The sequence below is a fragment of the Sphingobium sp. Ant17 genome (assembly GCF_000588875.1).
Taxonomy (GTDB): domain Bacteria; phylum Pseudomonadota; class Alphaproteobacteria; order Sphingomonadales; family Sphingomonadaceae; genus Sphingobium.
Window position 1 is genome coordinate 109,364 of sequence record NZ_JEMV01000004.1, and the last position, 14,564, is coordinate 123,927.

Consider the following 14,564-nt stretch of genomic DNA (forward strand, 5'->3'; position numbering starts at 1 on the left):
GACGCCCTTTTCAGGATGCAGGGGTGTAGCGATAGGGACCGACGACAGTCCCGACGAACCCCCCTGCTTTGCGCGTGCTCAGTAGCGTCGCGTCCAGATCGGACTTGAGCGTCGCCCGTTTTCCGTCCACTTCATAGTCGAACGCCATCTTGCCACCATCGGCGCGGATGGTGAGCGTTATCGGGCCGGGGGCGGTCAGCGGTGCGGAGGCGACCAGCATATCGGTATCGGCATTGTCGCGGGACGTCAGCGCGATCATCTTTTTACCGCCAACCTGAGTAATGCCGAACACTATATGGCTGCGGTCGCTCTGGATTGCGGCCAGCCCGGCGGTGTCGCCATCCTTTTCCGGGGTAAAGCGAAGGGTCGTGGACATAGTGGCGATAGCATGCTGCTGCCGCCGTCCGACGAAGGCCGGAACTCCGTTCAGATCGCCGAGCGGTGTGCTACTTTCCAATTCCAGTGCGCCGTTGGTCACGCGATAGAAGGGTTGGTGGGGCGTGCGGATGCCGATCCACTGCATCGCCAGACGATCGCCGTCGAAATCATCGGTGTAGGTGAAGTTGCCGCTCATCGGCAGCGCAGGGCGAGGCTGGGCGGGCAGGTCAGGCACCTTGCCGACATGGGGTATCTTTTCGCCACGGGGCAGAATGATCGGCCAGCCATTTTTCCATGTTACGGGCAGCAGGAAGGTTTCACGCCCGATATTGTAGAAGTCGCCCTCATAGGGGCGCACCGCCAGGAAGGTCGCCCACCAGTCCCCCTTTTGCGTCTGGATCAACTTGGCGTGGCCGGCGGACCCAATCGGATTGGGCCGGTTGGGGTCCATATCCCGCTGGGTGAGAATGGGATTGTCCGCATAGGGGAGATAGGGGCCGCGCAGTTTCTTCGATCGCAGCACGACCTGGGAATGATTGACGCTGGTGCCGCCCTCGGCTGCAGTCAGATAATAATAGCCATCCTTGCGGAAAATATGCGGCCCTTCGATCCAGACTGGCTTCTTGCTGATGTCGACGCCGCCATTCACGAGCTGGGTGCTGGGGCCAACCATCTTGCCAGCGCGCCAGTCATATTCCTGAATCCAGATGGCGCGATGCCCGTCATAGCGGGGCGGTTCATCGGGCGCGCGGTTGTTGACGATATAAGCCTTGTCGCCCTCCCAATAGATGGACGGGTCGATCCCCTCGAAGGGCAACCAGATGGGGTCGGACCACGGACCGGCCGGATCAGTGGCAGTGATGACGAAGTTGTTGCGGCAAGCGACGCAGGTATTGACGATGTAGAAGACGCCATCATGCCAACTGATGTCTGGCGCAAAGACGGCTTCCGACGTGCGGCGGCCGGTAAAATCGAGCTGGCTCGGCCGGACAATCGCATTGCCGATCTGGACCCAGTTCACCAGATCCTTCGACTTGAAGATCGGCAGGCCGGGGAAATGGGCGAAGGAGGAATTGACGAGATAATAGTCGTCGCCCACGCGGGTAATGGTCGGATCGGGATAATAGCCCGACAATATGGGATTGATATATTCGCCTGGTCCGGCCTTCACTTGCTCGATCGACTGGCCGTCATAGGTGAAGCGCTCGAAGCGTGCTGGCTCGGCCTGCGCCGCCGTGCTGGATAGTGCCAATGCGGCAAATGGCAGCAGCCGACCCATTATTCCCAGGCCAATATGCATCAATCCCTCTCCTCATTCTATCCAACGCGGCATGACGGAGTGGACGCCTTGAAACGTCTCACGCCATCGCTTCGATATGTGATAGCGCTAACATATGTCGTTGTCGACCCGCTTGCGCGAGACGGTTTGACCCGGTGAGCCGACCGCAGGCGCCGGGTTTTCGCGTGCCCAACATCAAATATCAAAAAAGGCCCGCCTCCTGGTGAAGAAGCGGGCCATTTCGCGATGCCGTTTACGGCTTCAGCGTCTCGCGGCGATTCGCAGCCTCAGGGGAGGGCTGGCGGACAGGGAACAGGCGTGCCGATGCCCTCGATCCGCACATTGCGCAGGCTGACCGTCATCGGCGCATCCGCTCCCATGCGGAACGGCGTTCCGATCGCCTTGAAATCGGCACCCTTATCCTTGAAACATTGGAGCGGGATTTGGATACTGCTTTCCTGGCCCAGCGGCGCTGCCGCCGCCAGTGCGCTGACATCTAGCCGCGCATTGCCCATCGCGATCGAGACGGGGCCGGTGCCACGGGCATCCATCCGCCAGTCGATGCGCAGGGCAAAGCCGCCATTGAGTTGCCGCAACATGTCAACGGCCGGGCCGTCAATGGCGATATCGCCCTTGCCGCTCCACTTGAACTGGCGCGCATCTTCCTGCGCGGCGATATCGACGGCGCGCATGGACACGCTGCTGTCGAGACCCAGCCGCCATGGATCGAGCACCCGCCCGGTGCGCAGGAACAGGCTGTCGCTGACCGCTGGCCCCTGCTCGACGCGGGGGTCTTCATTCACTGGGCCTTGGGCATGGGGATGCGCATAATCCAGGCCATAGCCAACCGGGAAAAGGGGCGCGGTGACCGGAGAGCGGGCGTCCGCTGGCCAGGCAAAGGGCAGCCGACCGGTGAAGTCGCGTGGCGGTTTGCCGTCCTTGCCCGCCACCAGTACATCGGCAACGCCCTGACCCTGCGATCCGGGGAGCCAGCCGGCCACGAAGGCATCGGCAAGGTTGAACGCCGGGCCGACGAACAAGGGGCGGCCCGACAGGAAAAGCGCGACCGTCGGAATGCCCTGCGCCTTCAATTTGGCGAGCAGTTCGCGTTCCCCATCCTGGCTTTGGAAGATGAGGTTCGACACGTCACCCTGAAATTCGGCATAGGGCTGTTCGCCGAAGACGACGATCGCGACGTCCGGCTTGTCGGTAAAATCGCCGGTGGGTGCCAGTTGCCCGCTACCGCCAGCCTGCTTGACGGCATCGACGATGGCACGGCCGATCGTGCTGCCTTTGGGGAAATCCGCAGCGCTTGTGTCCGTGCCCTGCCAGGTGATGGTCCAACCGCCGGCCTGCATCGCCATATTGTCGGCGCCGGGGCCGGTGACCAGCACCTTCGCTCCCGGACGAATGGGGAGCAATGAGCCTTCATTCTTGAGGAGAACGAGCGACTTGGCGACAGCTTCGCGGGCGATCGCCAGATGGGCGTCGGCCCCGACCAGTGCCGGATCACCGCGCGCGATCCGGTTCGGCCCCATCAGGCCGAGCTTATATTTGACCCGCAAATTGCGCCGCACGGCGTCGTCCAGTCGGGCCATCGGAATGGTGCCGTTGCGCACATCCCGCAGCGTGGCGTCGAACAATCCCTTCCAGCTATCGGGAGCCATGAACAGGTCCAGCCCTGCATTGATCGAGGTTGCGCAATCCGTGACGGTGCAGCCGGGGATCTGTCCGTGACCGTTCCAATCGCCGACGATCAGCCCTTCAAACCCCATTCGCTTTTTCAGCACATCAGTCAGCAACGTCGGATTGCCGTGGTTCTTAGCGCCGTTCCAACTGGAAAAGCTGGCCATGACGGTAAGTGCTCCGGCGTCGATGGCGGCGGGATAGCCCTGCGCATGGATGCGGATCAACTCTGCTTCGGGCAATCGAGCATCGCCTTGATCCTTGCCATTTTCGGTCCCGCCGTCGGCCAGAAAATGCTTGGCGGTTGCCGCGACCTGGACCGAACCGAGCGGCTTGCCGGGCAGCAGGTCGCCCTGCAGACCCTCCACCATCGCCTTGGAATAGGCTTTCACCAGCGCCGGGTCGGCGGCATAGCCTTCATAGCTGCGGCCCCAGCGCAGATCCTGCGGCACCGCCAATGTCGGGGCAAAGGTCCATTCTATCCCGGACCCGGCAATTTCCGCTGCGGTGGCAACGCCGATGCGCTGGATCAGTTCGGGATCATGCGCGGCACCAAGGCCGATATTGTGCGGAAAGATGGTCGCGCCCGGCAGGTTGGAATGACCATGAACAGCGTCGACGCCGAACAGGATGGGGACACCCGCCCCCGCCTTTTCGGACGCGGCGCGATAGTCGCTGACCAGCTTGATCCAGGTCGCGGCGTCGGCGCGCTCATTGCCGAATGGGCCGGAGTTGCCGCCCGCCAGGATCGATCCTAAGGGATAGCGCGCCAGTTCCGCCGGCGTAATCGCGCTGATGTCGGCCTGGATCGTCTGTCCGACCTTCTGCTCCACCGTCATGCGCGCGATCAGGCGGTCGATGGCCGCTTCGGTCTGGCGATCGGTAATGGCGGCCGGGCTGTGGGCCGCGGGCCAGACCGACGGGTCTGCCTTCGCTTCCGGTGGCACAACGACGGGATCGGCGGATGTCCGCGGTTGCCCCGACGCCTGCACAGTGCCGCCAATGGCCAGCGCCATGATCATGATTCCCGCTGCTGAGCGCATCGGCATCCTTCCTCGCAATTTTCTGCGAACGTTCTCAACGCCTGTTTGTCATGGCTTGCGAGCAGGATCAAGCCTTTTGCGTCGATTGGTCATCAGTGCCGTTTTGTATCGCGCAGCAGGATGGCTGCGATGGCGGACAGCAAAGCCAGAACCGCAAATAATCCTGAAAAGCCGAGCGTCGGCACCAGCACAAGCGTCAGCGATGGATGATGAGCGAGGGGACGGTGTTGGTGAGGTTGAACAGGCCAAGATTGCGGCCCCGTCGTCCATCGTCGGGCAGCACCCGCAATGTCTGCGCGCTATGCAGCGCCAGGAAGATGTTGGTGGAAAGGCCAAACAGCATGAATCCGGCGATCGCCGCCACCGGCCCACGCGCCAGGGCCATGGCGGTGAGGCCGATTGCGGCAATCAGGGCAGCGATGCAGAGCGGGGCTATCGGCCGATCGCGGCGGTCGGCCCAGCGTCCGGCGATCAAGGCGCAGGGTGCCGCCAGGAACAGGACCATGGTCAGGATGCGGGCCGTAATGGCGTCGTCGAAGCGTGTGTCGATCGTCTGAAACCAGAAATAAAGATAGGCAAATAGGGCGGCCTCCGCGATCTGGACCAGCAGGCGGGCGCACCACATGCGCGTGATCATCGCGCGCAACCAGGGCAGCGGCGCTATGGCCGCGCCGTGCGAGCGCTGTGTGGCGACCGCGCCCGACGGCCCTAGCAACAGCAGCGGCAGGACGCAGGCCATCGCCATCATGCCCACCATCGCAAAGCGCCAAGGCGGATCGGCGAGGCCAGGCATTGTAACCAACGCCCCGGCCAGCGCCCCGGACGCTGGCGCAAAGGCGAGTAGCCCGCCCAGCCGTCCTTTTTGCCTGTCGGGCACGCAATCGCCCGCCCAGGCGGCCAATGGACCCAACATCATGTTGAGCGCCATTTGCCACAGCAGGATGAGCAGAATCAGTGGCTCCAACCGCTCAATATGCGGGAACAGGCAAAGTATCCCGCTGGACAAGAGCAAGCCGGTTGCGACCCAGAGGCGGCGATGACGTGTCACGTCGCTGAGCCAGCCGAACAGGATATTGGCGAGACTGGCGGCGATGGCACCAAGGAAGGTGGTCGCAGCCAGCCACCGCACATTGTCCGTCCCCGCGAGCAGATCGACGCGCACCGGCAGCAGGATGGTCAAAAAGGGCGTGTAGGCGATCGCGGCACCCGCCCAAGCGAGCGCATAGAGGAGCAGGAAGCAGCGATCGCTGCCAGCTGCTGCGTCCTTAGACGTCATCTGGCGGCGGCGCGGTCGAAGCTCGTTCGACCAGCCCCATGGGAATGATGACGGGCGCAGGCGGATCGAGCGTCACACTGGGCGCGGTGATCAGCAGGCGCACGGCCATCGCCGTCGTTTCGGCGATCGGCTGGTCCACCGCGGTCAGCGGTGGCGTGGTGAAGCGGACCAGTGGCGTGTTATCGAAACTGACCAGCGACAGGTCGGCGGGGATGGCGAGGCCTGCGTCGCGCGCCGCCTCGATCGTGGCGAGCGCCATCTGGTCGTTGCTGGCGATGATAGCCGTTGGTCGATCCACCCGCGCCAGCAACGCCTGCGCCGCGCGCAGGCCCGACGCATAACCGAAATCGCCGGTTTCCAGCAGGGCTTCGGTAGGCAGGCCCGCCGTCGCCATTTCTGCCTGCCAGCCATCGACGCGCCAGCCCGACAGCCGATATTCGGCGGGCCCTGAAATGAAGCCGATGCGTCGATGGCCGAGGTCCAGCAAATGCCGTGTCGCGCGTCGCGCCGCGCCCTCGTCATCCATCGACACGCGGATGCCCGCAGGCAGAGCGCCATCGTCCCGCCCTTGCGCCCCGATACGCGCATAAGGGACATGGTGGCGCTTGAGCGTCGCCAATATGCGCGGGTTGTCCGAATGGGGCGGGGTCAGGATCGCCCCATCGGGTTGCAGCGCCGACAGGGCGGCACCCAGTTCGCGCTCCAGATGATCGGCATGGGTATCGACCAGCTCGAAGATCAACCGATAGCCATGTTCGGCACATTCCAGCATGCCGCCCAGCAACATCTGGTCGACCCAGTCCGTACCCTGCCGCGCGCGCCAGTCCGCGATCGTGCGTTCGCGGTCATTGAGCGCCAGAATGAGGTAGGAGCGCGATCCGCTCATCCGTTGCGCCGCTATCGACGGCACATAGCCCAGCCGATCGATCGACGCCTGTACCCGGTCGCGCATTTCCGGGCGGACATTGGGTTCGCTGTTGATGACGCGGCTCACCGTCTGCAGGGATACGCCCGCATCTGCCGCAACATGTTTGATCGTGACTGCCAGCCGCCGTCGCGCCATTTACTGCCCATTCTCCGTCGGGGGAGTGGCGTCTTTCTGCCAGACACGCACCCAATCGATCTGCATCGTCTTGGGAAAGCCGGTGGGATCGACGCCCTTGCTGTTGCGTCCTTCGGGCAAGTGGCCGCCGATGGCAAGGTTGAGGATGAGATGGAAGGGGCGGTCGAACGGCGCGCCTGGCTTGTCGGACCCCAGGCTGTGCCATTCATGCGGCGCGCGCCGTGCAAAATCCACGCCGTCCACTCGCCAGACGATGCCGGTGGCGTCCCACTCGATTTCATAGACGTGGAAGCCATCAAGCGGGGGCGGCATGGGCGTTTCGTCGCCGATATAGCGGTTGCGCGGCGGGAGGCCGCCGAAATGGATTGTCCCTAGGACACGATTTTCTGTCTGTCCTGCGCAGGTGTCACAGGGCGTTCCTAGATTGACCGCTTCCATGATGTCGATCTCGCCGGACTGCGCCCAGCCGCCATAATCCCATCCTTCGGGCAGCATCCATATGGCAGGCCAGGTTCCCTGGCCCTGCGGCAGTTTCGCGCGAACCTGCACCTTGCCATAGAGCCACGATGCCTTGCCATCGGTCGAGAGGCGCGCCGATGTGAAGGGCTTGGTGCGGGTGGCGCGCGCCTTGTCCGGCGTCGTGCGCTGGTCTGGCGGGAAAGCGGGGCCTTCATGCGTTTCCTGCCGCGCGATGATGTCCAATAGGCTATTGGCGACCCGGTGGTTGGCCGCAGAGATTGTGTAGCATTGCCGCTCTTCATTGCCGCCGCCCCAGCAATTGTCGGCAAGGTTCCATTTGCGCGGGTCGAGTGCCGGACCATCAAATTCATCCGCCCAGACCTTGTGCCAGCCCGGCTGTTCCGGCGCGGCAGCAGCCACATCGGCACTGGCGCACAGCAGCGTCGCGATGAGGAAACGCGCGATCATGCCGCCACCGGCTCCTGCGCGCTGCAATAGCGCGCAATATAGGCCGCATGATCCGGCAGGTTCGCCACGGTACGGGACACCTGGTCCTTGAGCGACGCCAGAAGATGGGTCAGTTCGTCGGGCCGCAGCTTGCTGGCTATGGGGTGATGGCTTTGCGGGGTGATGCCCTGTCCCATCATGACCTGGACCCAGCTATTTTCGGCAAACAATTCTTCATTCTTGCGGAAGACGCGGCCGGTCTGCCGGAATAATTCCATGCGGTGGGCGAGGCTGTCAGGCACCGCCATGGCCGCGCAATGGCGCCAAAAGGGGGTATCGCGCCGATCGGTCGCCTTATAATGCAGGATCAGGAAATCACGGATCTGCTCCATGTCCGTCATCTGTTGATCGTTGAACTCTGCGATGTCGAGAGGGCTGACGGTGCCCGCGGGCAGCATCCGCAAGATCCGCAGCACGGCGCGCTGGATCAGATGGATGGATGTGGACTCCAGCGGTTCCATGAATCCGCCAGACAGGCCGACGGCCACGCAGTTGCGATGCCATTGCCGCCGTCGCGCCCCGGTGCGGAACCGGATCGGGTTTGGTTGCACCAGCTTGTCGCCTTCGACCGAGGCCAGCAGTTTTTCGAGCGCAGCGTCCGGGTCCAGGAAGCTGCTGCAATAGACGATGCCATTGCCCTGCCGATGCTGCAACGGAATGCGCCACTGCCAGCCCGCCTCATGTGCGATGGCGCGGGTATAGGGGACGGGCGGCCGCACGCTGCTGGTCTGGATGGCCACCGCGCCATCACAAGGCAGCCAGTGGGTCCAGTCGTCATAGCCGACATGCAGGGCACCTTCGATCAGCAATGCGCGAAAGCCGGTGCAGTCGATGAACAGATCGCCTTCGATCCGCCGATCGCCGTCCAGTAGCAGCGCGGCAATGTCGCCGCTTTCGCTGTCGAGTTCGACTTGGGTGATGCGCCCTTCGATCCGCTGGGCGCCATCCGCTTCCGCCATCCTCCGCAGGAAGCGGGCATAAAGCCCCGAATCAAGCTGATAGGCATAGTTCATCCGGTCGTCGGGCAGATGCGCAAAGCGGCCTGCCTCCGCCGCCTTTAACTCCAGGCAATAGTCGCCATAGGGCGCATCATGGCCTTGGGCTTGTCCGTGCATCCAGAAATGCTGGAAGCCCGCCGACCAATGATCTTTGCCGGTCCCGCCGAAACTGTGGAAATAGCTTTCGCCCGGTACGCGCCAATTCTCGAAATTGATCCCCAGCTTGAACGTCGCCTGGGTCGCGCGCATGAAGTCGGCTTCGTTGATGCCCAATATGCGATTATAGGCGACCAGCGGTGGTATGGTGCTTTCGCCCACGCCGATCGTCCCGATCTGCTCGCTTTCGACCAAGGTGACTTGCGCCACCGGCCCCAGCGTGCGGGCGAGGGCGGCGGCCGTCATCCAACCGGCCGTGCCGCCACCAGCGACGACGATGCGACGAGGCGGGGGTAGCGTGCTCATAGCGACAGGCTCCTCAACAGGAAATGATGCATGCGTTGGGCGGCTTCCGCGTCGAGCGGGGCCAGCACGCCATGGCCCTTTTCCGGCAGATGGGCGCGGGCTGCCTCACCGCCCGAAAAGACATAATGGTCGAACATGGCTTGCCAGATCGCGCGCTCCCCCTGGGGCAGGTCGCGGATGGTCATGATCGCATGGTGCAGCGCATTATAGGGCTGGCCCAGATAACGCGGCGTGTCGCGCCACCAATAGTTCACCAATATGTTGAAATCGGCCAGCCCTTCGACATGATGATACCAGAGCGAGGGTATGAAAAGTGCATCCCCCCGGCTCCAGTTCGGCAACCTGGGCGGTCGCAAGCGCATCGCGGAAACGCGGATAGGTTGCAAAATCAGGGGCCGCGAAATCGACCATGGAGATCGGCCGTCCCGCTGGGGTAATGTCGATCGGGCCAAGATAGAGATTGGCGAACTGGTCTGGCGGGAACAGGGTGAAGCGGCGACGCCCCACGGCGCAGCAGGCCAGATTATCGGGAAAGTCGTTATGCGCCGCGATGCGGCTGGCATTGCTGATCCACAGGGATGTCAATGGGGTGCGCGAACCCAGTGGCATGGGGTGTGCGTCGGCTAGTCCGTCAAAAAACTCATGGATATCAACGGAACCGAGATAGACGGTGGGGACTTGCGCCACATCCCGTCCTTCGGCCGCATCTAATTGTGCAAAAATGTCGGACAACCTGCCTTTGCCCATGCGGAAATTGACCGCCATGGCGTCATCGTAGAACAGGCGTCCTTTGGCATCCGGCTCGGCCATCGACACCACAAAATCGCGGTCACGCGCATGGGCCAGCAAAAAGGCGCGGGCGGCGCTATCGGATTCCAGACCGGCCTGCACCAGCGGCCAGTCGCGCACCAGTCCCCGCACGACAAAAGGCGTATCTTCTTCCCGCAGCAAAGCATCCAGCGTTGCATCGTCGGTGGCTTGTAGCACCCTGACCGAAGGCAGGCCGACCGGAGCCGCCTCAGCCACCGGCCACTCTACGATTCTTGCGCGCGACCAGCTCGTTGAACTGCGCGATCGACGCCACCGCCATGAACAATGGCATCAAATGTCCGGCCCGGTGCAGCTCATCCAACGCGACGGCATCCAGCGCGCGCAACCGCTCCTCGTCGATGATGTGAAAGCCGACCAGGCTGTTCCGCATCCCATCGACCAATGGCACGTCCAGCGTGAAGGGTTCGAGCAGCGCATGACGTTCCAGCGCAGCAAAGAAATCGGCGCTGGCCTGAAAGGCGGCATCCAGGTCGCCGAGCCGTTGCGCAATGCTGTCCAGCCAGGGGGAGGGCTGCCCTGCCTCGTCAAACAGGGCAACGCCTTCGTTCCCTTCATGGATGAGTCGGGGGCTGCCCATATCGACATGGACCTGCGGCGGCCTGCTGCCATCGGATGAACGACCGATCAGGAAGGGTTGCACCGCCTGAGCCAGCGGCTTGTAGGCAGCATCCCAATGACCTGCTTCCAGAAAGAGATTTTCGCCATTGGCAAAGCCGAACAACGCCACCGCCGAGAGGGTGCCGCTTTCCAGGTCGCGCCGGAACAATATGGGGAAATGCGCCTGCGCCTGGCGGAATTCTGCGGGCATCAACAGGCAGGCCATGACGGCATCGCCCAATGCCGCTCCGCTGTCGGTCCGAACACGCAGAGCGCGATGGGTCAGGGAATCAAGTATCTGGTGCTGGGTCATGACGCTCTAATGGCTCCCTTGACGGTGGTGCCGGTGCCCCGTCACACCACCGCTGCCTCTCCGCCTGATTGATGCGGGACAAGGCCGCACCAGTTCAGGTGCGGCCTTGTCCCATCGTGCCAGACTTCAATCAAGTCATCCCGTCAAAAGTTGACGCGAAGGCCCGCGCCATATCGGGCATAGCCGGGCGAAGCGAAGAAGGCGTTGTTTTCGCTACGCAGATGGCCACGGCGGCTGGCACCGTTTAGATTGATGGCTTCGACAAAGGCGGTATAGCCCTTCTTGAACTCCCAGCTCGCGCTGGCATCCACCTGGCCATAGGCTTCGATATAGAAGGGGTTGGGGCCTGTTCCGCCCAGGAACTTGTCGCGCCAGTTATAGGCGATACGCGCCTGAATACCCTTTTTGTCGTAGAAGAGGACGGCGTTGGCGCTGTCTGAGAGGCCCGTCAGCGCAAATTGCGGAACGCTGGACGGCTGACTGTTGTCGTATGTCGCGTCGCCACGAACGATCGTGTAGTTCAGGATCGTGCCAAATCCCGTGTCCCAGAAATTATGCTGGATGGCGAATTCAAAGCCATAGAGATGCGCGCTCTGATCCGAGTTGATCGGGGTCGACACCTGGAAATTCACCGCACCATCTTCGGGCAGCCCCAATATCTTGCCGGTATAATTGCCAGTCGCCGGATCGAAGCTGTCGACGATGACCGAGGCCGGATAATTGGCGAAGATATAGTTGCGCAGATCGGTTGTGCTGGCATTGGCGCCCAATGCCGCGACGGCCGCCTGATAGCGTGGGCCATCCGCCGGGTTAGTCAGGCCGAACGCATCGGTGTCGATCCGGGTGCTCGAAATGAAGTTGCGCACCCGCTTGTCGAAAAATCCGACCGACAGATAGCTGGATGGCGCATAATACCATTCGGCCGACAGATCGATATTCTTCGCTTTATAAGGAAGCAGGCCCGGATTGCCCTGGCTGCCGGTGCCGCCGCCGATGCGGAACAGCTGATCGACGGTACGACCACCCTGCATCGATGCATAGTCCGGGCGGGTAATGGTATGGCTATAGCTTGCGCGCAGCTTCACATTCTCGATCGGTTCGAAATCGACGTCGATGGCGGGTAGCCAATTGTCATAATCACCCCGGAATGTGGTGAAGTCGCTGCCAGTGCCATAGGTGAGGTTGAACTCGTTGGCGGACACCCATTGCGTGCCGGTCGGGATCGGCACCAGCGCGGACGAACGGACCTTGGTCTTTTCATAGCGCACGCCCGCACGGAAATGAGCCGGACGGTTGGCAACGTCGAAGGCCAGGTTGGCCTGCAGATAAGGCGCGATGGTGCGTTCGCGGATTCGGCGATCGACCGTAAAGCTCGACAGGCAATTGCCGTCACCACCGCAGATGCCGTTCAGATCGTCGAGGAAACCGACCATCTTCTCGAAATCGAACGTATAGAATTGCTGGAGCATCGCCGGGTCGCCCGCGCCCGACAAGCCCTTGAACTTGTCCGGAAGGGTTTCGAGCGTGAAGAGGTCGTCGGACAGCTGATCCTTGGTGGTCGATCCGCCCCATGTGTCGTTCTGGATGAAGCCGTAGGCCGACCGCACCTTGTTTTCGACATAGGTCACGCCGAAGTCGAGGCTGTCGAGGATCGAGCCTTCGAAATCATAGCTGCCACGCAGCTGGCCTTCGTTGATGCGATCCTTGAAATAGGCATTGCGGAACGCATTGCCGGTTGCCTGGATGTTCCCGGCGTCCAACGCGTTGATGCCCGGATGCATCTCGACCGAAATGATGGGCAGATCGTTAGTGTAATCGACCGTCTGGCTACGCACGCCGAACACAGCCGTGCCGACCGAGGTGCTGGTGCCATAGGGATTGTTTGCGCCCGACTCTGCCGTAGAATGATGCGCGTCGAGTTCCAGGCGCAATCCGCCCGGCCCATCCCATGCCAGGTTTCCGCCCAGCGACTTGTTGGTCGACTGGTTTTCCACCAGCGAACCGGAATAGGACAGATCCTTGCCTTCATTGGCACCGAACTGTTCGGAATAGAATTTCGGACCGGCGACTGGACCGTCGGTCCAGGCGCTCGACACATCATTGAAGTTGAACCAGATGCCGACGTTGGAATTGCGCACCTGCACGGTGTTGCGCGAATAGGTATAGTCGAACGTCGCGGTCAAATTGTCAGCGGGACGAACCTGCAATACGATCTGGCCGTTCAGCCGTTCGCGCTCAATGTCGTTAAGGTCGTAGCTGGCATTTTGCTGGACCTGATAGACGTCATTGGGGCCGGGGCGGTTTTCAATATTGGCAAAACGTGGATCGCCTGCCTGGGGCAGTGATCCCCAATTATTTTCGGAGCCAAGATATCCGTCGCGCCAGCCGACATTGGCCTGGTTGACGCTGGCCTTCCGCTTCTGCCACGATCCGCTGACCGCAATGCCGAACAGACCGTCGGCAAAGGTGTCGGAAATGATGCCGGATATTTCAGGCGTGATCGGGTCACCCTCATTGCGCGAGCTGTCATAGACACCCTTGACCGCGACGCTGCCTTTGAGGCCCGGCCGATCGAGAGGGCGGGGCGTCTTGATATTGATGGTCGATCCGATGCCGCCGGTGGGCAGGGTAGCCCGCCCCGACTTATAGACCTCGACGCCTGCAACGCCTTCCGATGCCAGATTGGCAAAGTCGAAGGAACGGCTGGCGGGCGCGCTCGCTCCATCGCCCAAGGTCGATGTCGGCATCTGGCGGCCATTGAGCAGCACCAGGTTGAATTCAGGACCGAAGCCGCGGACGGTCACGGTCGAGCCTTCCCCGTTCGAACGGTCGATCGACACGCCGGTGATACGCTGCAGCGATTCTGCCAAGTTGGTGTCGGGGAACTTGCCGATATCCTCGGCGGAGATGGCATCCACCACACCCTGAGCGTTGCGCTTGATGTCGCTGGCGGCGTTCAAGCTCGCGCGAATGCCCGTCACCACGATTTCAGCGGGCTGTTCGTCGGCGGTGCTATCCTGCGCAAAGGCTGGCTGCAGGCCCATGCTCAGCGCCAGAGCAGACGCGCCCGACACATAAGCAGATAGAATCCGAGTCTTGGAAATCGTCATTTTTATCCTCCCCGCGCCGCGAATCGGCGTCTGACGTCCTTGTTGTGAACGTTCACCTAATTGATAACGTTCACTTGGTCAACTGCTCTGAGCAGTCCACGACGATGATTTCGCGCCGTGGCCAAGGTGTGGCAGCGGAGCCGCGGCATGCCGTTTCAAGGCTCGCATATATAGAGTGGGGCCACTTGGTCGCTTGGACGGGTTGGCGCGGCAAATTCAGGGCAGTGTCGTTTCTTTGTCATTTTCCTGTTGACCGACTCAGTTGGCCCCCTTAGAGGCGTGTTCACCGGACGGGGCGCTGCCTTATGGAAGCGCTCTGGAAGGTTGCCACTATGGCGGGACGCTGGTTCACCTGGACCGTAAGGATCAGGTGGGGTTTGCTGTCCGGTTTTAGTTTGGCGGGTTCTTTGACATTGTTGGTTTAGATGAAGGGACATGTGGGCGGCGGCTCCGGTCTGTGGCGGCTTTCAGGCGTCATATGATCGGTTAAATTTAGGCCGTTCCTTATTGGAGCTTACTGAGATTTCGGTCTTGGTGGGTTGTCTATATGTCTCAATATATA

The 14,564-nt window shown here is 61.9% G+C and carries 10 protein-coding genes; all 10 read right to left on the bottom strand.

Annotated elements, in window-relative coordinates:
* Positions 1-10: 10 nt before the first annotated feature.
* Positions 11-1,678: a glycoside hydrolase family 43 protein gene (locus tag BF95_RS03505; RefSeq protein ID WP_235209546.1), complete on the bottom strand. Its 1,668-nt coding sequence runs from the start codon at positions 1,676-1,678 to the stop codon at positions 11-13.
* Positions 1,679-1,944: 266 nt separating this feature from the next.
* Entirely contained in the window at positions 1,945-4,365 is a 2,421-nt protein-coding gene (locus BF95_RS03510) for a glycoside hydrolase family 3 protein (RefSeq protein WP_235209547.1), read from the bottom strand.
* A 217-nt stretch (positions 4,366-4,582) separates the two neighbouring features.
* Positions 4,583-5,662 carry an MFS transporter gene (locus tag BF95_RS03515; RefSeq protein WP_327195401.1) on the bottom strand — a complete coding sequence of 360 codons (1,080 nt, stop codon included), beginning with the start codon at positions 5,660-5,662 and terminating at the stop codon, positions 4,583-4,585.
* Positions 5,652-6,725, bottom strand: a complete 1,074-nt coding sequence (locus BF95_RS03520) for a LacI family DNA-binding transcriptional regulator (RefSeq protein ID WP_043149386.1) — start codon at positions 6,723-6,725, stop codon at positions 5,652-5,654. Before BF95_RS03520 ends, BF95_RS03515 begins: the two co-directional genes overlap by 11 nt.
* A complete protein-coding gene (locus BF95_RS03525; protein WP_043149389.1) occupies positions 6,726-7,652 on the bottom strand; it encodes a glycoside hydrolase family 16 protein in 927 nt (308 codons plus the stop codon).
* Positions 7,649-9,151 (bottom strand): tryptophan halogenase family protein, encoded by a 1,503-nt coding sequence (locus tag BF95_RS03530; RefSeq protein ID WP_043149391.1) that lies wholly within the window; start codon positions 9,149-9,151, stop codon positions 7,649-7,651. The genes BF95_RS03525 and BF95_RS03530 overlap by 4 nt, the downstream gene beginning before the upstream one ends.
* Positions 9,148-9,459, bottom strand: coding sequence for a cupin-like domain-containing protein (locus BF95_RS28690; protein ID WP_235209551.1), 312 nt, complete (start codon positions 9,457-9,459; stop codon positions 9,148-9,150). Before BF95_RS28690 ends, BF95_RS03530 begins: the two co-directional genes overlap by 4 nt.
* On the bottom strand, positions 9,356-10,177 hold the full coding sequence (locus BF95_RS03535) for a cupin-like domain-containing protein (protein ID WP_235209548.1): 822 nt from the start codon (positions 10,175-10,177) through the stop codon (positions 9,356-9,358). Before BF95_RS03535 ends, BF95_RS28690 begins: the two co-directional genes overlap by 104 nt.
* The gene (locus BF95_RS03540) at positions 10,170-10,892 is read right to left on the bottom strand and encodes a SapC family protein (protein WP_043149392.1); all 723 of its coding nucleotides are present in this window, start codon (positions 10,890-10,892) and stop codon (positions 10,170-10,172) included. Before BF95_RS03540 ends, BF95_RS03535 begins: the two co-directional genes overlap by 8 nt.
* Positions 10,893-11,035: 143 nt before the next feature.
* Positions 11,036-14,002, bottom strand: coding sequence for a TonB-dependent receptor (locus BF95_RS03545; RefSeq protein WP_043149394.1), 2,967 nt, complete (start codon positions 14,000-14,002; stop codon positions 11,036-11,038).
* Between the last annotated feature and the right edge of the window lie 562 nt (positions 14,003-14,564).

Excerpts from the sequence above, each read along its gene's own strand:
- BF95_RS03520 (WP_043149386.1), bottom strand. The coding sequence starts at position 6,725 with ATGGCGCGACGGCGGCTGGCAGTCACGATCAAACATGTTGCGGCAGAT.
- BF95_RS03530 (WP_043149391.1), bottom strand. The coding sequence starts at position 9,151 with ATGAGCACGCTACCCCCGCCTCGTCGCATCGTCGTCGCTGGTGGCGGC.
- BF95_RS03510 (WP_235209547.1), bottom strand. The coding sequence starts at position 4,365 with ATGATCATGGCGCTGGCCATTGGCGGCACTGTGCAGGCGTCGGGGCAA.
- BF95_RS03525 (WP_043149389.1), bottom strand. The coding sequence starts at position 7,652 with ATGATCGCGCGTTTCCTCATCGCGACGCTGCTGTGCGCCAGTGCCGAT.
- BF95_RS03515 (WP_327195401.1), bottom strand. The coding sequence starts at position 5,662 with ATGACGTCTAAGGACGCAGCAGCTGGCAGCGATCGCTGCTTCCTGCTC.
- BF95_RS03545 (WP_043149394.1), bottom strand. The coding sequence starts at position 14,002 with ATGACGATTTCCAAGACTCGGATTCTATCTGCTTATGTGTCGGGCGCG.
- BF95_RS03540 (WP_043149392.1), bottom strand. The coding sequence starts at position 10,892 with ATGACCCAGCACCAGATACTTGATTCCCTGACCCATCGCGCTCTGCGT.
- BF95_RS03505 (WP_235209546.1), bottom strand. The coding sequence starts at position 1,678 with ATGCATATTGGCCTGGGAATAATGGGTCGGCTGCTGCCATTTGCCGCA.